This is a genomic window from Microbacterium sp. nov. GSS16, assembly GCF_028198145.1.
Taxonomy (GTDB): domain Bacteria; phylum Actinomycetota; class Actinomycetes; order Actinomycetales; family Microbacteriaceae; genus Microbacterium.
The window spans coordinates 155,316-172,877 of the sequence record NZ_CP116338.1 but is presented as its reverse complement, the minus strand read 5'-3'; the positions used below and the strand labels follow the sequence as shown (position 1 = coordinate 172,877).

20 protein-coding genes are annotated in these 17,562 nt (G+C 68.7%); 16 read left to right on the top strand and 4 right to left on the bottom strand.

The annotated features are described in order from the left end of the window. Positions 1-7: 7 nt before the first annotated feature. Together PGB26_RS00795 and PGB26_RS00790 are read right to left on the bottom strand one after the other, a co-directional pair. Positions 8-1,141, bottom strand: a complete 1,134-nt coding sequence (locus PGB26_RS00795) for a flagellin N-terminal helical domain-containing protein (RefSeq protein WP_271638414.1) — start codon at positions 1,139-1,141, stop codon at positions 8-10. A gap of 88 nt (positions 1,142-1,229) precedes the next feature. Next, positions 1,230-2,036 (bottom strand): sigma-70 family RNA polymerase sigma factor, encoded by an 807-nt coding sequence (locus tag PGB26_RS00790; protein ID WP_271638413.1) that lies wholly within the window; start codon positions 2,034-2,036, stop codon positions 1,230-1,232. Between the two features lie 204 nt (positions 2,037-2,240). Between PGB26_RS00790 and flgN the strand changes: the two genes are divergently transcribed. The 11 genes from flgN (at position 2,241) to PGB26_RS00735 (ending at position 11,986) form a co-directional block, all read left to right on the top strand. After that, positions 2,241-2,723, top strand: coding sequence for a flagellar export chaperone FlgN (gene flgN, locus PGB26_RS00785; RefSeq protein ID WP_271638412.1), 483 nt, complete (start codon positions 2,241-2,243; stop codon positions 2,721-2,723). A 5-nt stretch (positions 2,724-2,728) separates the two neighbouring features. Further along, complete coding sequence (flgK, locus tag PGB26_RS00780; protein ID WP_271638411.1) at positions 2,729-4,138, top strand: flagellar hook-associated protein FlgK; 1,410 nt, start codon at positions 2,729-2,731, stop codon at positions 4,136-4,138. Between the two features lie 13 nt (positions 4,139-4,151). Continuing rightward, positions 4,152-5,033: a flagellin N-terminal helical domain-containing protein gene (locus PGB26_RS00775; protein ID WP_271638410.1), complete on the top strand. Its 882-nt coding sequence runs from the start codon at positions 4,152-4,154 to the stop codon at positions 5,031-5,033. Further along, complete coding sequence (locus PGB26_RS00770) at positions 5,030-5,401, top strand: flagellar assembly protein FliW (protein WP_271638409.1); 372 nt, start codon at positions 5,030-5,032, stop codon at positions 5,399-5,401. The genes PGB26_RS00775 and PGB26_RS00770 overlap by 4 nt, the downstream gene beginning before the upstream one ends. 273 nt (positions 5,402-5,674) lie before the next feature. Further along, positions 5,675-6,538, top strand: a complete 864-nt coding sequence (locus tag PGB26_RS00765) for a response regulator transcription factor (protein WP_271638408.1) — start codon at positions 5,675-5,677, stop codon at positions 6,536-6,538. A 44-nt stretch (positions 6,539-6,582) separates the two neighbouring features. After that, the gene (locus PGB26_RS00760) at positions 6,583-8,211 is read left to right on the top strand and encodes a sensor histidine kinase (RefSeq protein ID WP_271638407.1); all 1,629 of its coding nucleotides are present in this window, start codon (positions 6,583-6,585) and stop codon (positions 8,209-8,211) included. An 8-nt stretch (positions 8,212-8,219) separates the two neighbouring features. Beyond that, positions 8,220-9,395: a hypothetical protein gene (locus PGB26_RS00755; protein ID WP_271638406.1), complete on the top strand. Its 1,176-nt coding sequence runs from the start codon at positions 8,220-8,222 to the stop codon at positions 9,393-9,395. Next, positions 9,392-9,979, top strand: a complete 588-nt coding sequence (tsaB, locus tag PGB26_RS00750; protein WP_271638405.1) for a tRNA (adenosine(37)-N6)-threonylcarbamoyltransferase complex dimerization subunit type 1 TsaB — start codon at positions 9,392-9,394, stop codon at positions 9,977-9,979. Before PGB26_RS00755 ends, tsaB begins: the two co-directional genes overlap by 4 nt. Next, positions 9,976-10,485 carry a ribosomal protein S18-alanine N-acetyltransferase gene (gene rimI / locus PGB26_RS00745; protein ID WP_271638404.1) on the top strand — a complete coding sequence of 170 codons (510 nt, stop codon included), beginning with the start codon at positions 9,976-9,978 and terminating at the stop codon, positions 10,483-10,485. Before tsaB ends, rimI begins: the two co-directional genes overlap by 4 nt. Beyond that, on the top strand, positions 10,482-11,549 hold the full coding sequence (tsaD, locus tag PGB26_RS00740; RefSeq protein WP_271638403.1) for a tRNA (adenosine(37)-N6)-threonylcarbamoyltransferase complex transferase subunit TsaD: 1,068 nt from the start codon (positions 10,482-10,484) through the stop codon (positions 11,547-11,549). The genes rimI and tsaD overlap by 4 nt, the downstream gene beginning before the upstream one ends. Then, positions 11,546-11,986, top strand: a complete 441-nt coding sequence (locus PGB26_RS00735) for a hypothetical protein (protein WP_271638402.1) — start codon at positions 11,546-11,548, stop codon at positions 11,984-11,986. Before tsaD ends, PGB26_RS00735 begins: the two co-directional genes overlap by 4 nt. 24 nt (positions 11,987-12,010) lie before the next feature. Here the strand turns inward: PGB26_RS00735 and PGB26_RS00730 are convergent, their stop codons facing one another. Beyond that, on the bottom strand, positions 12,011-12,199 hold the full coding sequence (locus PGB26_RS00730; RefSeq protein ID WP_271638401.1) for a hypothetical protein: 189 nt from the start codon (positions 12,197-12,199) through the stop codon (positions 12,011-12,013). Positions 12,200-12,448: 249 nt separating this feature from the next. Here PGB26_RS00730 and PGB26_RS00725 point away from each other — a divergent pair, with 249 nt between their 5' ends. Further along, entirely contained in the window at positions 12,449-13,168 is a 720-nt protein-coding gene (locus PGB26_RS00725) for a hypothetical protein (protein WP_271638400.1), read from the top strand. A gap of 4 nt (positions 13,169-13,172) precedes the next feature. Continuing rightward, a complete protein-coding gene (locus PGB26_RS00720) occupies positions 13,173-14,216 on the top strand; it encodes a hypothetical protein (RefSeq protein WP_271638399.1) in 1,044 nt (347 codons plus the stop codon). Here the strand turns inward: PGB26_RS00720 and PGB26_RS00715 are convergent, their stop codons facing one another. Continuing rightward, the gene (locus tag PGB26_RS00715) at positions 14,217-15,398 is read right to left on the bottom strand and encodes a class I SAM-dependent methyltransferase (protein ID WP_271638398.1); all 1,182 of its coding nucleotides are present in this window, start codon (positions 15,396-15,398) and stop codon (positions 14,217-14,219) included. It lies immediately after the preceding gene. A 192-nt stretch (positions 15,399-15,590) separates the two neighbouring features. On the opposite strand from PGB26_RS00715, the gene groES reads away from it, so the two are divergent. The 3 genes from groES to PGB26_RS00700 all read left to right on the top strand — a co-directional run bounded on the left by groES (position 15,591) and on the right by PGB26_RS00700 (position 17,534). After that, positions 15,591-15,887, top strand: a complete 297-nt coding sequence (gene groES / locus PGB26_RS00710) for a co-chaperone GroES (RefSeq protein WP_099196502.1) — start codon at positions 15,591-15,593, stop codon at positions 15,885-15,887. A 221-nt stretch (positions 15,888-16,108) separates the two neighbouring features. Then, the gene (locus PGB26_RS00705; RefSeq protein WP_271638397.1) at positions 16,109-17,227 is read left to right on the top strand and encodes a hypothetical protein; all 1,119 of its coding nucleotides are present in this window, start codon (positions 16,109-16,111) and stop codon (positions 17,225-17,227) included. A gap of 94 nt (positions 17,228-17,321) precedes the next feature. Next, complete coding sequence (locus PGB26_RS00700; RefSeq protein WP_271638396.1) at positions 17,322-17,534, top strand: hypothetical protein; 213 nt, start codon at positions 17,322-17,324, stop codon at positions 17,532-17,534. The last annotated feature ends 28 nt before the right edge of the window (positions 17,535-17,562 follow it).

Below are 17,562 nucleotides of genomic sequence, written 5' to 3'. Positions count from 1 at the left end.
ATCAGGATCAGCGCAGCAGCTGCAGCACGCCCTGGGTCGACTGGTTGGCCTGGGCCAGCATGGCGGTTCCGGCCTGCGACAGGATGTTCTTCGCCGTGAACTTGACCATCTCCGACGCCATGTCCGTCTCGCGGATGCGGCTCTCAGCAGCCGAAAGGTTCTCTGCCGAGACCTTGAGGCTGTTAATCGTCGACTCGAAGCGGTTCTGGATCGCACCGAGGTCGGCACGAGCAGAAGAGACCGACTCGATCTGTGCGTCGAGCAGCGTGATCGCGTTGGCAGCGCCCCCAGAGGTGGTGAAGTTGAGTGCACCAGCCGAGCCCGGCGTACCAGCAGCGAGTCCGGTACCGGGCGCGGTTACCGCAACGGATCCTCCGTTCAGCGAGGTGACGACGAGCTGGTTGGTTGAGTCAACCGAGGCGCTCAGGACGGCGCTGAAACTGTCGCTGCTGTTCAGCGCGTCCGCGACGTCCTGAACCGTGTTGTAAGTGCCGGCTGTGCCGAGCGTGACGCCGACGGTGCTCGTGCTGCCGTCCGTGTTCGTGACGGCGAACGACTGTGCACCGGTGACGAGGGTCGGCGTCGCGACCGCGAAGCTCGTGCCCGATGCGCCGACGGTCAGCGAGTTGGCGATGCCAGTCACGTTCGCGCCGGTGAGGTTCACGCCGATGCGGCTCGCGGCCTCGCCGTTCGCGCCGACCTGGAAGCTCAGGTTGGCGCTGCCGTCGAGCAGCTTGATGCCGTTGAAGTTGGTCGAGTCGCCGATACGCTTCAGCTCGGCGGAGAGCTGCGTGGCCTCCTTCGTGATCGCGTCACGCGACTTGGGGTTGTTGGAGTCGTTTCCGGCCTGCACCGCGAGGTCGCGCATGCGCTGCAGGATGGAGTGGACCTCGGTCAGGGCGCCTTCCGCGGTCTGGATGACCGAGATGCCGTCCTGGGCGTTGCGTGCCGCGACGTTCAGACCGTTGACCTGCGAGCGCAGGCCCTCGGAGATCGCCAGACCCGCTGCGTCGTCGGCAGCGCGGTTGATGCGCAGACCGCTCGAGAGCTTCTCGAGCGACTTCGACAGGTCGTTCTGCGTCGACGACAGGTTGCGGTAGGCGTTGAGCGCCGACACGTTGGTGTTGATCTGCATACCCATGTTGTGTTCCTCCGTGATGGGATTCGTACGGAGCCCGTCCGTGGGCTCCACCCACACCTATCGGCGGATGAACGCGGGTCGTTAGCCGTCAGGTCGCGACCGGCTCCGGCGCCGCGAGGGCACGGGCGATGCGTGCCCCACCGGTCTCGGCGATGCGCGCGAAGAATCCCTCGCGAACCGATGCCGAGACGCGTGATGTCGTCGGCGCCTCCTGCCCATCGCGGTAGTACCGCTCCAGGGCATCCCGAAGCAGACGGATAGCCTCGGCGCGCTGCTGCGACACGGCGGAGTGCGAGACGCCCAGCTCTTCGGCGATCTCCTTCACCGGGCGCTCGTCGATGTACACGGCGTGCACGATCGACCGCATCCGCTCGGGCAGCGCCGCGATGGCGTGCTCGAGCACGGCGCGGCGCTCGGAGACGACGGCCGACTCCTCGGGCAGTGGGGTGATCGAGGCCAGGTCGGATTCGTAAACCTCGTCGAGCGTCGTCATCGTGCGCCCGGCATCGGCAAGCGCCCCGGTCACCTCGTCGTGCGAGACGCCCATCGTGGTCGCGATCTCGGCGACAGACGCCTGGCGGCCGAGCGCCGCCGACAGCGTCTCCTGCACAGCGGTGGTCTCTTTGATGCGACGACGGATGCCACGGGTCGCCCAGTCCATCGAGCGCATCTCGTCGGCGAACGCGCCGAGGATGCGCCGACGAGCGTAGGCTCCGAACGGCACACCCAGTGATGCGTCGAACGCGTCGGCGGCGGTTACGAGGGCGAGGGCGCCGGCCGACGCCAGCTCCTCGCGCGGCACGTGCGTCGCGCGCGCGTGCGTCTCAGAGGCCAGGTACCCCACCAGTGGCAGGTTCTCCTCGATGAGCCGATTGCGCTCGTCACGAGTCGTCATGGCAGTGGCCTCTCCGTACGAATACCGAGGCCCCTCAGCCCCGAATATGGTCGGTCCCCCCCTACCACGTTCTGAATACTAGCGGCATGGGGAGAAATACCCACAGCATCCGGATAACAATTATGTGGAGGCGGTCGATAGCTAGATGCTGACGGGTCGCACGACCCGTTGTCCGCTGGGGAAGCACACTGGGGAAGAGAGTCAATGGGAGCCAACGAGTTGTCGATGCAGCTGTGGCGCGAGCGCGAACTGCTCGAGCTTCTGCTGTTCAAGCTGGAGGAGCAGGAGCTGCTGCTCGCCGCCGGCCGTTCGCGCTGGATGCACTTCGCGACGCGCGAGATCGAGCAGGTTCTCGAGGGGCTTCGTTCCGCGAGCATCGCCCGCGTCGTCGAGGCCGAGAACCTCGCTGAGGAATGGGGAGCGCCGCAGGATGCGGGCATCCGCCAGCTGATCGACAGCGCGCCGAAGGGGGCATGGGGGGACGTGCTCACCGACCACCTGAGCGCCCTCACCAAGCTGACCGACGAGATCGGACGGTTGAGCGACGCCAACTCCGAGCAGCTGCGTGCCGTCATGCGCGCCACGCAGGAGACGATCGCCGGGCTCGGAGACGACACCGGCGAGTACACCACCCACGGCGAGCGCGCGAGAGAGAGCTCCGCGCGCATCATCGACACGGAGATGTGAGGAACATGTCGACTTTCAGCGGGCTCGGCACCGCAGCCAGCGCTCTCGCCGCCGCTCGTCGCGGCATGGACGTCGTGGGGCAGAACATCGCCAACCAGGCGACCGAGGGGTACACCCGGCAGCGGGTGAGCACGTCGGCGATCGCCGCAGTCGCCCAATCGGGCAGGTTCAGCATGGGCGCCCTGCCCGGCCATGGCGTCTCGGTCGACGGCATCGCTCGCCTCGGCGATGCGCTTCTCGACGCCCGCGTTCGCGACACCGCCTCCGCCGCCGGATTCTGGTCGGCCCGCGCGCTCGCAGCCACCACGGCCGAGACCGCGCTCGCCGAGCCGACCGAGCACGGCCTCGCGGCGCGTCTCACGCAGTTCTGGAACTCGTGGCAGGACCTCGGGAACACCCCCGATCAGGGTGCGGCCGCAGCGACCGTGCTGCAGTCGGCCGTCGAACTGACGGCCCAGATCGCGGGCGGCTATCGCGCCGTGGCCGCGCAGTGGACCGATGGCAGGCAGTCCGCAGAACGTGCGGTCGCCCAGATCAACACAGCGGCGACGCAGATCGCTCAGCTGAACACCGAGATCCGCGATGCGCTCGGCGCAGGTCGCTCGGTCAATGAGCTCATCGATCAGCGTGATGTGCTCGTGCAGACCGCCGCGCGGCTGGCCGGCGCCAAGGGCACGCTCGAGCCAGACGGCACGATGACGGTGCGCATCGACGGCAATGCCCTCGTCGCGGGAGGGGATGCCCGATCACTGGCGCTCACCGGCCCGACCACCATCGACCAGCCTGGAGCGCTGTCGGTGTCGTGGAGCGGAGCCGACGGGTTCGTCGCGTCGATCCAGGGCGGCGAGCTGGGCGGGATGCTGAGTGTGCTCGCGCCTGCGAAGGACGGCGGAACCCTCGCGGGCCTCGCGCAGTCGTACAACACGATGGCCACCGCCCTCGCCACGGACGTCAACGCCCAGCACCAGCTCGGAGCGACCGCGTCGGGACAGGCCGGCGGTGATTTCTTCGCCCTTTCGGCATCCGGTCCCGCCGCGCTCGGATTGACCGTCGCGGTGCAGACGGCATCCGGTCTCGCCGTTGCGAAGCCAGGAGGTGGCCCGCTCGACGCCGGGAACGCCGACGCGATCTCGCAGCTCGGCCGCAAACCCGGCGGGCCAGACTCGATCTGGGGCAAGGCCGTGGCCGGGTTCGCGGTCGCCACCGCAGGAGACATCCAGCGGGCGAAGCTCTCTGACGTCGCCTCGGTGGCCGCGATCGGCGCACAGCGCTCGGTCGCCGGCGTCGACGGTGACGAGGAGACCATCAGCCTGCTCACCTACCAGACCGCCTACCAGGCGGCTGCCCGCGTGCTGACGGCCGTCGACGAGTCGCTCGACGTGCTCATCAACCGCACCGGACTCGTGGGCCGCTAGGAGGAGGACGACCATGATCTCTCGCGTGACCGCGTCATCCATGACCCAGACGGCCATGCGCCAGCTGCAGGCGAACCTCTCGGAGCTGTCGCGACTGCAGGAGCAGGCGAACTCGCAGCGGGCCTTCCTCGCCCCCTCCGACGACCCGAACGCTGCGGCCACCACGCTGCGGCTGCACGCCGAGCAGCGTCGCACCGATCAGCACGCTCGCAACATCGACGACGGCATCGCGTGGCTCGCCACCGCCGATTCGGCGATCAGCGCGAGCACCGCGCTGCTCGCCCGCGCCCGCAACCTCACCGTGCAGGGGGCGAACGACGGCGCGATGGACGCCACGGCGAAAGAGGCCATCGCCGTCGAGCTCGAGGGCATCCGTGATGAGCTGCTCGCGCAGGCGAACACCACGCTGCTGGGGCGCTCGGTCTTCGCCGGCACCTCCGACCGGGCTGCCTTCGACTCGTACGGCGACTTCAGCGGACTCCCCGACGCGGAGGTCGTGCGCCGCGTGTCGGATGAGGCGTCCATTCGCGTCGACACAGACGGGGCCGCCGTCTTCGGCAGCGGGGACGACTCGGTGTTCAACCTGATCGGTCGGATCGTCACCGACCTGCGCAGCGGAGTGAACGTCGGCCCCCGACTGAACGAGATCGATCAGCGACGCGATGCCATGCTGAGTGTGCAGGGGTCGGTCGGAGCCCGGCAGGCGCAGATGGAGCGAGCCAAGGAGGCGACAGTGCAGAACGCGGTCTCACTCGAGGCACGACGAGCGGCGGTCGAAGACGTCGACTCGGTCGAGGTGCTCGTGCAGTTGCAGGCGCAGGAGCTCGTCTACCGTTCCGCGCTCGCGGTCACCGGCCGTGTGCTGCAGCCCTCACTTCTGGAATTCCTGCGATGACCGCGCTGCTCGATTTCGTCACCCCGCCGCTGGGCCTCGCCCCGCACACGAAGTTCCGACTCGAGCCGATCGGCGGTGCAGACGGACTCTTCTCGCTCGGCGCGATCGCCGACGATGGTCTGCGACTCTACGTCGTCGATCCGCAGACCGTCGTTGCGGACTACTCGCCGATCCTGACCGACGAGCACGTCGATTCCCTCGGTCTGACGGCGCCCGACGACGCGCTGCTGCTCGTCGTCGCGAGCCACACCGACGAGGGAGTGCATGTGAACCTGCTCGCGCCCATCGTCGCCAACAAGCAGACGGGCGCGACTGCCCAGGTCATCCTCGAGGGGCAGGACTACCCGCTGCGCGCCCGACTCAGCTGAGCGGGCCCGTCGCCACGTGCGACGGTGGCAGGAGTGACGACGGGGGCTGCGAGCCCCGTACCCGGCGCGAAAGTGGCCATCGCAGCAGTCGCCGGTGGTTTCCGTGCCTCCTGAGCCTGTAGTGTCATCACTGCCGACGCGAGCGGATCAGAACCCGAGTCCAGCTCGACGCCACGACCATTCGGTCGCCCCTGTGCGGGCGACGGATCGCGTCGGTGACGCCGGGGGGTTCGTGCAGCGGCGGGAGCCGCTCGACGCTGGGAGCTGGCTGCTGTGACTGATTCAGAGTCGAATACAACGATCGTCGGCGGCGCCCCAGAGCTCGCTCGACTTCTCGTTCAGGCCAGTCGGGATCTGGGATTCACGCCCGTCCAGCTGCCGCCGACCGAGGGGTCGGTCGCCCTCATCCGTCAGAGCACCCCCGATCTGATCGTGGTCGTCGGAGACGAACCGAGCGATGACGTACTCGAGATGACCCGTCGCATCCGAGCAGTGAGCACCGCGCCCCTCGTCATCCTCTCGATCCTGATCGATCCAGCCGACGTGCTGCGCGGCTTCGATGCCGGCGCGGACGACTACATCACGCTGCCGATCGGATCGGGTGAGCTGAACGCCCGCTTCGCTGCGCTGGTGCGCAGGTCGGCGCTGCGACCGTCTGGAACACGCGCCGCACCGGCTGGCGCGGCTGCGACAGCGGAGCTTCATCGCGACTCGCGTGAGCCGGTTCGCGACCCATCGGCGGTTCTCGGCGGAACGACCTCGACGAGCGGAGAACGGTGGCTGCGGCACGACGGACTCGCACTGAACCTCGACAGTCGCGAAGTGCTCGTCGAGCAGCGGGAGGTCGAGCTCACGGGGCCGGAATTCGCTCTGCTGGCCACTCTGCTGCAGTCGAGGCGGCGCGTGCGCAACAGGTCGGATCTCGCCCTCGTACTGCGGGGCGACCCCCGTGAACAGTGGTACGAAGTGAGCGACGCCGAAAAGGGTCACGTCGATCGGTGCATCGGTGAGTTGAGACGAAAACTCGGAGACGCACCAGACGGATCGCGGTACATCGAGGGCAGCGCCGAAACCGGATACCGGCTCGCGGGAGACGAGCGCCGGGCGGCGGCACCCGATGCGTCTTCCGGTCGTTGACACGGGTAACGTATCGACAGACTGATCAAGGGGAGACACCACACATGCGACGCAGTCTGTCGATCCTGCGCTGGCAGCTGGTCTGCACGAGCTGCATGGTGAGCGTCGCTCTTCTCGTCGCTCTGCTGAAGCCATCGGCTTTCGTCCATCCGCTGTTTCTCATCGGAGTGGGTCTGACGGTGCTCGCAGCCATCGGCGTTCTTCTCGTGCCGTGGTCTCGTATGCCGAAACGCGCGGCGATGGTCGTTCCCTTCGTCGACATCCTCGCCATCGGATTCGCCTCCTCCGTGCAGGACTTGCGCGTGGGCTTCCTCTGGGTGATCCCGATCGCATGGCTCGCCACCTACTATTCCGCAGGCGCCATCGCCGGTGCGGTGGCCTTCGTCTGCGTCAGCCTGATCATCGTCGCGGCCCAGCAGGGCACACCCTCGGACACGGCCGTGCGAGTCATGATCACGGTGCTCGCCCTGAGCTTTCTCGGGACGAGCATTCGCGTCGGAGCGAAGCGGAGCCGAGCCATCCGGCGTCTGCTGCGACGCCAGTCCGACCAGATCAATCGCGCCGCAGAGCGCGCCGCCGGTCATCAGCGTCGCGTGACAGACATCATCGATGCGCTCGACACCGCGCTCGTGGTCGTCTCGAGCGAGGGCGACATCCTGAAGATGAACGAGGCGTACAGGGCCCTCTACGGCAGGGACCGGTACGGCGCGCAGCTTCCCGCGCAGGCGGTCGAGTACGACGATCATCGAGGCGAACCACTGCGGCGCGGACGCACCGTGCTCGCCCGCGCCGCGCGAGGCGAGCAGCTGCACGGCGAGCGGGTATGGCTCTACGACACGTCCGGCCGGTGGCGCGCCCTGAACGCGACCACGCACCCCACCGCCCGTCTCGGAGACGGTGCCGAGAGCACGCTGCTCGTGCTCGACGACATCACGGATCAGCTCGAGGCGAGCGAAGAGAGGCGGAGGATGGTCGCGATCGTCTCGCACGAGCTCCGCAATCCCCTCACCGCACTCATCGGCCACGTCGACCTGCTCCTCGACCGGGACGATCTCCCAGCGCGCGTGCACGACCAGCTCGAGGTGATGGCCCACGCGGGTGAGCGTATGCAGCACTTGGCCAAGATGGCCCTCGACACCGGTCGATCCGCGTTCATCGAACCCGAACCGGTCGATCTGCGAGTGCTCGCCGATGCCGCCGTCGAGCTCTTCCTGCCTACGGCGGTGGGCAAGGGGCTGAACCTCTCGGTGGTCGGGCTCGAGACATTGATGACATCGGGTGACGCCTTCCGGCTTCGGCAGGCCATCGACAACGTGCTCAGCAACGCCGTGAAGTACACGCCGCGTGGCGGAAGCGTCTTCATCCGCCTCGGTGTCTCGCGCGACGAGCGTGCCCAGGTGACCGTCTCGGACACCGGTCCCGGCATCGCGCCGGAAGACCTGGAGCGCCTGTTCGAACCGTACTTCCGCGCAGCTGACGCCGTGCACAGCGGCATCCCCGGCACGGGGCTCGGCATGGGGATCGTGCGAGCGATCGTGGACGAGCATCACGGCGAGGTCACCATCACCAGCAGGCCAGGCGAGGGTACCCACGTCGAGATGCGGTTCCCCCGAGGCGCGCGACTCGGCGGCCCGCCCGCGCTCAGCGCACCCCGTACCGAGATCGCGATTTAGGAGAACCGATGAACGAGAACGTTCAGGCGATCGCCGGACTGCAGGCCGGTCTGCCGCAGGCGCTCGTGGCCGTGGTTACGATCTGCGCCGCGACTGTCATCGGTCTGGTCGTGCTTCACCGTCCCGACCGTGCCGCGATCGCATGGGCCGCCGCCTTCGGGCTCGGTCTGCTCGGGACCTACGCGTGGGTCGCAGCCGTCGAGCTGGAGCTGCCGGCGATGCGTGCGCTGGCCTCCGGTCTGATGCTGTGCGCTGAGCCGCTGATCTGGCTAGGTGTGCGCCTTTACGCCGGCCGCCGATCGACGTGGCAGGCTGCGGTCATGTTCGTCGCCCTCGTGCCGGTCACGCTCGCGCTGACCGCCGAGAGCGAGGTCTTCCCGGTGTTCTTCCGCATCTGCTTCGCCGGTGCCGGAGTCTTCGCCGCCCTGATCACCTTCGAACTGCTGCGTCTGAAGGGCGTGCCCCGCGATGTCCTGCTGCCGCTCATGCTCGCCTCCGGTGCCTTCGCTCTCACCGCTGCGCTGAACGTGATCTGGAGCTTCACCGCTCCGAAACTCGACGGTGACGCGCAGATCGCCGTTCTGCGTGACTTCAACGTGATCGGCACGCTGGTCACGAGCGTCGCCGCGATGGTCACCATCCTGCTGCTGGCGCGCATGCAGTCTCCGAACCGGGTGGGATCGTCCGCCTCACCCGCCGCGGTGATCCGCGGGCGGATAGAGCGAGTGCGCGAACATCAGGAGGCGGCATGGTCGCTGCTCGACGTGCGATTGGACGGCATCGTGGATGTGCGCGAATCGACCGCACCCTCCGACTTCGCCCGGATGCTCAAGCGGTTCACCGCCAGGGTCGTGGCTGCCCTTCCCCCGTCCGCTGATGTGGCTCCGATCGACGACGGGCGGCTGCTGGCGCTGGTGCCCGGCAGCGAAGAGGCCGTCACGCATCATCTGCGCAATCTGCTCGGGCGGGTGTCGGCGATGGACGAGCGCGATGACTCGAGCGCCATCAGGATCTCGGCCAGCGTGGGCTGGGCGACGATCCTGGAGGCGAGGTTCGACTACGACAAGCTGCTCGCACTCGCCGATGAACGAGCACAGCGCGCCGTCGGGCTCGGCGGCGACCGCTGGGAGCGCAGCGGGAGCATCGCAGCCGCGACGGACGACCCGACTACTCTGAGAGGGTGATCCTCGCCGTCGACACCTCGCTCGGAACGACCGTCGCCGTCATCGACGCCGACGGCCGCACCGTCGCTGAGGCGAGCACGCCCGATCCACTCGGTCACGCCGAGGTGATCGGCGATCTGCTCGCCCAGGTGGCGCGTCCCGGGATCACGCACGTCGTCGCGGGCATGGGGCCCGGCCCCTTCACCGGGCTGCGCATCGGCATCGCCGCCGCGCGCGCGTTCGCGCTCGGCCGGGGCATCCCGCTCATCCCGATCCCCAGTCACTTCGCCATCGCGCTCGAGGCGGATGCCGCAGGCCCGTTCGCCGTCGTCACCGACGCCCGTCGGCGCGAGATCGCGGTGAGCGTCTTCGACGGGCTGGATGCCGACGGCATCCCGAACATGATCCGGCCGACCCGTCTCGAGAAGCGTGGCGACGAGATCGACGAACCGGCCCTCGAAGCGACCGAGCTGTCGGCGGCGGCGCTCGCCAGGGTCGGCGCGCGCGCGCTCGCGACCGGCCGCACCCTGGCGGACGCCGAGCCGCTCTATCTGCGCTCGCCTGATGTCGTGCAGCCGGGTGCACTGAAGCGGGTCGGCTCATGACGCTGCGCACCGCGACCCTCGACGACCTCGCCGCCATCATGGACCTCGAGCGGCGAGGGTTCCCCGCCGACGCGTGGAGCGAGCAGACGATGGGCACCGAGATCGCCAGCCTGCACAACGTCTATCTCGTCGATGTCGAAGCCGGACGAGTGGTCGGCTACGGCGGGGTGCGCGCCCTGCAGGGGTCGGCGGACTCCGACATCCAGACCATCGCGCTCGACCCGTCGATGCGCGGTCGTGGCAGGGGTCGGGCGCTGCTGCGCGCGCTGATCGGGATCGCCGTCGAGCGCGGGGCGCGCGAGCTGTTCCTCGATGTTCGCGACGACAATGCGGTGGCGCGGGCGCTGTACTCGTCGGAGGGCTTCGTGGAGCTGGGGCGGCGGCCGGGGTATTACCAGCCCGGCAACGTGGATGCCGTCGTGATGCGCCTCGACCTGCGGTCGTGGGCGCCCGCCGGCGAACCGGATGCCGCCCGACCGGATGCCGCAGAGGAGGCGAGCGCATGACCGGCCCCCTGGTGCTCGGGATCGAGACGAGCTGCGACGAGACGGGCATCGGCATCGTGCGTGGTCGCCGGCTGCTGTCGAACACGATCGCGTCGAGCATGGACGAGCACGCCCGCTACGGCGGCGTCGTGCCCGAGGTCGCGGCTCGCGCGCACCTCGAGGCGCTGCAGCCGTCGATCGATCGCGCGCTCGCCGAGGCGCAGGTCACTCTCGACGAACTCGACGCCATCGCCGTGACCAGCGGTCCCGGCCTCGCCGGAGCCCTCATGGTCGGCGTCGGCGCCGCCAAGGGCCTCGCCGTCTCGCTGGGCAAGCCGCTGTACGCGGTGAACCATCTCGTGGGGCACATCGCCGCCGACATCCTCACCGCCGACGATCGCGCGACCGCGCCGCTGGAGTATCCCACGATCGCCCTGCTGGTCTCGGGCGGGCACACGTCGCTGCTGCACGTGCGTGACCTGACGACCGACGTCGAGCTGCTCGGCGAGACCGTCGACGACGCGGCCGGCGAGGCCTTCGACAAGGTCGCCAGGCTGCTCGGTCTGCCGTATCCGGGCGGACCGCAGATCGACAGGGCGGCGGCCGCCGGCGACCCGAGGGCGATCCGCTTTCCGCGCGGGCTGTCGAAGGCATCCGACATGGCGAAGCACCGGTACGACTTCTCGTTCTCCGGTCTGAAGACGGCCGTCGCGCGCTGGGTCGAGCGTGCCGAGGCGGCGGGTGAGCAGGTGCCGGTGGCCGATGTCGCGGCGAGCTTCCGCGAGGCCGTCGTCGACGTGCTCGTAACCAAGGCACTCGCGGCGTGCGAAGACCGCGGCGTGCCGCGTCTGCTGCTGGGCGGCGGCGTGATCGCCAACCGGCGGCTTCGCGAGGTCGCCCTCGAGCGTGCCGCGGCCGCAGGGGTGGCCGTGCGCATCCCGCCGCTGTCGCTGTGCACCGACAACGGGGCGATGATCGCGGGCCTCGCGGCCGAGCTCATCGCGAGCGGCCGTGGCCCGTCGACACTCGGCTTCGGCGCTGATTCGACGCTGCCGGTGACCGAGATTCAGGTGAGTCCGGCATGAGCGATCCGAGCATCGAGCAGCCCACCCCTGAGGTCGAGAGGCCCGACGGCGGTGCGGCGGTGCCCGGGGCGTCGAAGGGCTACGGCAGGCTGCCGACCGCCCCCGTGCCCGTCGAGCGCACCGAGGCCGCCCATCCGGATGCCGAGCAGACGTCGAGCGTGGAATGGGAGCCGACCACCGGAGCGGCACCCGTCGACGACGCGCGCCTCGCGCCGTGGGCGCTGGTGGCGGCGATCGTCGCCCTCGCCGCGTCGATGTTCGTGGGCTGGGGCATCCCCGTCGCGATCATCGCGGTGATCGCGGCGATGATGTCGCTGCGCCGCCCGATCGAGAACCGCGCGGTCGCCATCTGGGCACTGGTGCTGGGATCGTGTGCCACGCTGTTCAGCGCGGGGTGGCTGCTGTGGGCGGCGATGCAGCTCGAGAACCTGGGGTGAGGGATGCTGAACCAGGCGGAGAGCTCACGACGACGTGAGCTGCAGCGCCGGGCGTTCGCTGCGGGCGGGGGAGTGACTGACGCTGAGCTGGCAGAGCTGAGGGATCTGGATGCCCGAGCCGCCGCGCACCGGGTGGTCGAACCGCCCCTGGTTCCTGCGACCGGCGAGGTCGCTTCGACGCTGGCGGGTGCCGGGCAGCGCACGAACGAGCACGCGGCGTCAGCCTGGCCGGTGGCAGGCGCGGACGGGCACGCGGCATGGCATGACGGGGGCGACGCAGGGAGCCTGCGGGGGCCGGCGCAGAAGGGGCACGAGGAGCCCGCGTCATCCGCGCCGGTCCCTGCAGGAGAGACGCCGAGGGACCGGCGAACCGACGTTTCGCCGACCAGCCGGGCCGCCGGAGAGGCGCCGAGGAGCCGGCGCGCCGGGCGAACACCGACGAGTCGGCGGCCGAGCATCCCGGTGCTGGTCCTCTCGGCGCTGATCGCTCTGCTGCTCGGCTTCGGCGGGGCTTGGCTGGTGCTGAGCCGCGACAGCACGCCGGCCATGACGGCGGAGCAGGCGAAGGCGATGGCCGAGATCGAGAAGACAGCCCGCTTCGACCCCGGCTCGGTCGTCTACCTCGGCGAGAAGTACGACGCATCCGTGTGGCGCGCCACATCAGAGGACGGCGAGCGGATCTGCCTCGCGATCCAGGTCGGCGACCGCAACCAGTATCAGTGCACACCGCCGCCCGACGACGACACCGCGTTCGCCGAGCCGGTAGGGGTGTCGGTGAGCCACGCCGACGATGAGGGCGACTGGTCGTACTGGGCGACCCTGCTGAACGACATCTCCGGACGTGAGGTGGTGATCATCCAGCGCCACGACATGTCGGCGGCCTACGGCTGGGAGTCGCAGTACACCGACGAGGAGCTGCGGCAGATCCGGATGCTCGAAGCAGAGGGCGTCCTGCCGAGCTACCTGCAGATCATCGGCTACGACGGCGATGTGCCGGTCTTCATCTCGCAGGACGGGCGCACCTGCATCCATGTCGTCGATCCAGCGTCGAACGCCGTCGTGCAGTCGTGCGAACCGTCGGACGACGGCGTCTACACGCTGCAGGTGAACGGCGTGACGTACGAGGTGCGCGAGTCGAGCATGCGTGGTCCGGTGCTGACCGTGGTGCGAAACGGCGGGTGATCGCGTGCGCGAAGCCGCTGACGACGCCCGGCGACGCGAGTTGCAGCGACTCGCGTTCGCGCCCGGCGGTCGATTGACGGATGCCGAGGCAGCCGAGCTGCGCGACCTCACCGCGCCGGAGGCATCAGCATCCGCACCGCCGGTATCGCCCTCGGCACCGCCGGCATCCGCAGCCGCACCGCCGGTGTCACCCTCCGCACCGTCGGCCTCTGAGTCCCCGACGGGGCGAGAGCGCGCACGCCGGCTCCAGCGCATCCCGGTCGTCATCCTGGCCGCTGTCGTCTCGGTGCTGCTGGGGGTAGGGGCCGGGGGGCTGCTGTTCGGTCGCGCCGACGGCGCGCCGGCCCTGACCGATGCGCAGCGCAGCACGCTGGTGCAGCTCGATGCGTCCGAGGAGTTCGATCCGGGATCGATCTTGCTGGTCGGAGCGAGAGACGGCGCCGAGGCCTGGTACGCGACCAAGGAGGCCGACGACAGCGAATGCCTGGTGCTCATCGCAGGCGACGAGCGAACGACCGCGTGCCAGCGCACCGGCCGGGCGAACAGCTTCGGGCTGCAGGCGAACGTGAACGCGACGATCGACGACGAGCAGGTCATCGTCTGGGCCGTGCTGCTGGAAGGCGCCGATGGTGAGATGGTCGCGGTGATCCAACGCGAGCAGAACGTGGTCGAGTACGACTGGCGGTCGCAGTACAGCGGGCGCGATCTCGAGATCGCCGAGTTCATCGACGCGAGGGGATACTCCGGCGAGAGCCTGCAGGTGGTGGGTTACGACGACGCGCTGCCCGTGTGGATGACGTTCTCGGGTGCGGAGTTCTGCATGATCGTCGCCGAACCTACCGCCCTGCTCGCCGACGCGTGCTCGTCGTTCGACCCGGCCGGGGGAGGCCGGATGGACCTGCGCACCGATCGGGCGACGTACCAGCTGAACCTGTCGAGCAGTGCCGAGCCGACGCTGACGATCATCCGTACCCCCGACTCGATCGTCTGCGACGTCGACTCGGGCTACTGCGGTGTCGACGACAAGACGGGCGAGCCGTCGGGCTGATCAGACCCGGTCGGCGAGGATCGCCACGCGCCGGGCCGCCGTCCTGGTGAGGATCAGGGTCGCAGCGTTCGAGCCCTTCAGGCTCAGCTTCTTCCGGAACGCGGCGGGGTCGATGTCCATGCCGCGCTTCTTGATCTCGAGGCGCCCGATGTCGTGCGCGCGCAACACCTGGCTGATCGTCTTCACGTGCGCCGGCATGGTCTCGCGCACGCGGAACGACTGCACGAAAGGGGAGGTGAGCGCCGCGTCGCCGGTGAGGTACGCGATCTGCTCGTCGATCATTCCGGCATCGAGCATCCGGGCCGCTTCGCCGATCAGCCGCGCGCGGATCACCGCTCCGTCCGGCTCGTGCAGGTACGCGCCCAGGGCGCGCACCGGCTCGTCGGCGGCGTCGGCCGGCGCGGTGATCTCGTGCGCCTGCCCGGCCTGCATCACCAGGGCCGAGCGACGGATGCCCTCGCGGGCCAGCTCGCCGCTCCACAGCACGAGCTCGACGACGCTTCCGTCGGCGCTCACCCACTGCGCCTCTACGTCGTCGGGGATCAGGTCGCGGTCGAGGCCAGGGCCGAGCTTGATGCCGGTGGGATGCCGCCGCGCGACGTCGAAGCACCAGTCGAGCGACGGCGACCAGTCGGCGGGGGACGTGCGAGTCGTCTCGCTGTGCCCCGCGGTGCGCCGGGCGGGATCGAGCCAGACAGCACCCTGCTCGGGAACGCTGTCTTCGGCGACCCCCTGACGCACGCTGGCTCCGGGGAAGGGCGCCAGGTTGTAGGCGGCGATCGCCGAGGTCACCTCATCGGCATCCACCGCGTCGACGTCGAGGCCGGCCCCGGCGAACGCGAGGCTGTCGCCGCCGATGCCGCAGCCGAGGTCCGCGACGCGGGTGATCCCGGCGCGCCGCAGCCGCACGGCGTGCATGGTCGCGACGCTCAGGCGCGTCGCCTGCTCGAGCCCCGCCCGGGTGAACAGCATCCGGTCGGCGAACTCGCCGAACTTCGCCCTGGCCTTGACCCGCAGGTGCGCCTGGCCGACCACAGCCGAGACCAGGTCGGGGGAGTGGCCGGCGGCGCGCAGCCGCGACACCGACCGGGCGACGTCAGCCGACGACTCGACGGCACCGACCTCATCGAGCAGCGCGAGACCTTCACGCGTGAGCAGCGCAGTCAGCTCAGACATCTCCACCTGCCCAGCCTACGGCGCGTGCCCGTCGCGCCGGTGTCGTCGCCCGGACCCAGCGCGCAGCCGAGGGCGGATGCCGGGGGGCTGGCACTCGCATTGCATGAGTGCCAGCGCTCGGCATACACTGGAGTTAGCACCCTCACCTCGAGAGTGCTAATGATCTTCTGAACTCAGTCACGAAAGAAGAGGTACACCGTGTCGGTTTCCATCAAGCCGCTCGAGGACCGCATCGTCATCCAGCAGGTCGAGGCAGAGCAGACCACCGCAAGCGGTCTGGTCATCCCCGACACCGCCAAGGAGAAGCCCCAGGAGGGCCAGGTCGTGGCAGTGGGCCCCGGCCGCATCGACGACAACGGCAACCGCGTTCCGCTCGACGTCGCCGTGGGCGACCGCGTGCTCTACAGCAAGTACGGCGGCACCGAGGTCAAGTTCGGCGCCGACGAGTACCTCGTGCTCTCGGCTCGCGACGTGCTCGCAGTCGTCGTCCGCTGACGCGGTTCGACACCAGCTCCCAGAGGGCCCGGATGCATGGCATCCGGGCCCTCTGCCGTGCCCCGGCTTCTCAACCCCTATCGATCCCCGAGCCGAACCCGCGGATGCCCCCGATGAGCCCCTACAGGCCTCGGGGCGGCCCCCGATGCCGCCGACGGGGGCTGGCCGCACACTCGTAACACGCGCCACCTGGCGCATACACGATGAAGGGGTAATCGATCATGGCTCTCGACGGCAACGCCAACACATCCGGAGCCCAGTGGAACCTGGGTATCGCCAACTCCGGAAACACCGACGACAACTCGGACAACTCGGTCACGGACAACAGCGACAGCTCCGACAACTCGGTCACTGACGACAACTCGGACAACTCCGTCACGGACAACAGTGACAACTCGGTCACGGACAACTCCGACAACTCGGTCACGGACGACTCCGACAACTCCGACAACTCGGACAACTCCGACAACTCGGACAACAGCGACAACTCCGACAACTCGGTCACGGACAACTCCGACAACTCGGACAACAGCGACAACTCCGACAACTCGGTGACCGACAACTCCGACAACAGCGACAACTCGGACAACTCGACCAACGACTCGTACAACGACAACTCCGACAACTCCGACCACTCGTGGCGCGACAACTCGGACCACTCGGTGACCGACTCGTACAACACGCTCTACGACAACTCCGTCACCACCGGTGTGCGGCAGTTCAACACGGGCTTCGGCGACGTCAGCCTCGGCGCCGGGGGCGGTGGCATGGCAGCCATGGCGGGCACCGGGTCGCTCAGCATCGACGGAAGGACCACGCTCAACGACCAGTCGGTCAACCAGAACATCTCGGCGGGCGGCGACGTCAGCCAGCACTTCGGGCAGAGCAGCAACATCGCATCCGGAGACGGCTCGGCTGCAGCCGGCGGTGACGCGACGGTGATGAACGTCAACACCGACATCAGCATGGGCGATGTCTGGACGGGCAACACCTGGAACACCGATTCGTTCAACGAGGACTACTCGCAGGACTGGGCGTTCACCGACTCGTTCAACGACAACTCCGACAACTCCGACAACTCGGACAACAGCGACAACTCCGACAATTCGGACAACTCGGTGACCGACAACTCGATGACGGACAACTCGATGACCGACAACTCGCAGGACTGGTCGTTCACCGACTCGTTCAACGACGAGTCGATGGTCGACAACTCCGACACGTGGACGGCCGACGACTCGTTCAACGACAACTCGACGGTCACGAACGACATGGACATGACGCTGAACGACTCCAACGTCGACAGCCCCTTCGGGGACGCGTCCGACGTCGCCTTCTGACAGATCCAGCGGGCGCACGACCTGCCTGGCCGTCCCTCTGGTGGGCGGCCAGGCACACCACTAAGCTCCTGAGCACTCGAGGGGAGTGAGAGCAATGTCTGACGAACCGGATGTCACGCCGTCGGACGACGGCGCGCCCTGGGGAGACGCGGATCTTCTCGATCCGTTCGGCGCCGACGCCTTCACTCAGGAGATCGCGAACATCTCGGAATCCGACTGGGACCTGAACGCCGACGAGATATGGGGAGATCTCGACGGCGGTCAGGGTGACGGGACAGACCTGCCCGGGCCCGAGCTGTTCGCCTGATCCGCATCGGACACGACAGAAGGGGGCG

Coding starts and splice junctions, on each gene's coding strand:
- PGB26_RS00795 (WP_271638414.1), bottom strand. CDS start 1,141: ATGGGTATGCAGATCAACACCAACGTGTCGGCGCTCAACGCCTACCGC.
- PGB26_RS00790 (WP_271638413.1), bottom strand. CDS start 2,036: ATGACGACTCGTGACGAGCGCAATCGGCTCATCGAGGAGAACCTGCCA.
- flgN (WP_271638412.1), top strand. CDS start 2,241: ATGGGAGCCAACGAGTTGTCGATGCAGCTGTGGCGCGAGCGCGAACTG.
- flgK (WP_271638411.1), top strand. CDS start 2,729: ATGTCGACTTTCAGCGGGCTCGGCACCGCAGCCAGCGCTCTCGCCGCC.
- PGB26_RS00775 (WP_271638410.1), top strand. CDS start 4,152: ATGATCTCTCGCGTGACCGCGTCATCCATGACCCAGACGGCCATGCGC.
- PGB26_RS00770 (WP_271638409.1), top strand. CDS start 5,030: ATGACCGCGCTGCTCGATTTCGTCACCCCGCCGCTGGGCCTCGCCCCG.
- PGB26_RS00760 (WP_271638407.1), top strand. CDS start 6,583: ATGCGACGCAGTCTGTCGATCCTGCGCTGGCAGCTGGTCTGCACGAGC.
- PGB26_RS00755 (WP_271638406.1), top strand. CDS start 8,220: ATGAACGAGAACGTTCAGGCGATCGCCGGACTGCAGGCCGGTCTGCCG.
- rimI (WP_271638404.1), top strand. CDS start 9,976: ATGACGCTGCGCACCGCGACCCTCGACGACCTCGCCGCCATCATGGAC.
- tsaD (WP_271638403.1), top strand. CDS start 10,482: ATGACCGGCCCCCTGGTGCTCGGGATCGAGACGAGCTGCGACGAGACG.
- PGB26_RS00735 (WP_271638402.1), top strand. CDS start 11,546: ATGAGCGATCCGAGCATCGAGCAGCCCACCCCTGAGGTCGAGAGGCCC.
- PGB26_RS00705 (WP_271638397.1), top strand. CDS start 16,109: ATGGCTCTCGACGGCAACGCCAACACATCCGGAGCCCAGTGGAACCTG.
- PGB26_RS00700 (WP_271638396.1), top strand. CDS start 17,322: ATGTCTGACGAACCGGATGTCACGCCGTCGGACGACGGCGCGCCCTGG.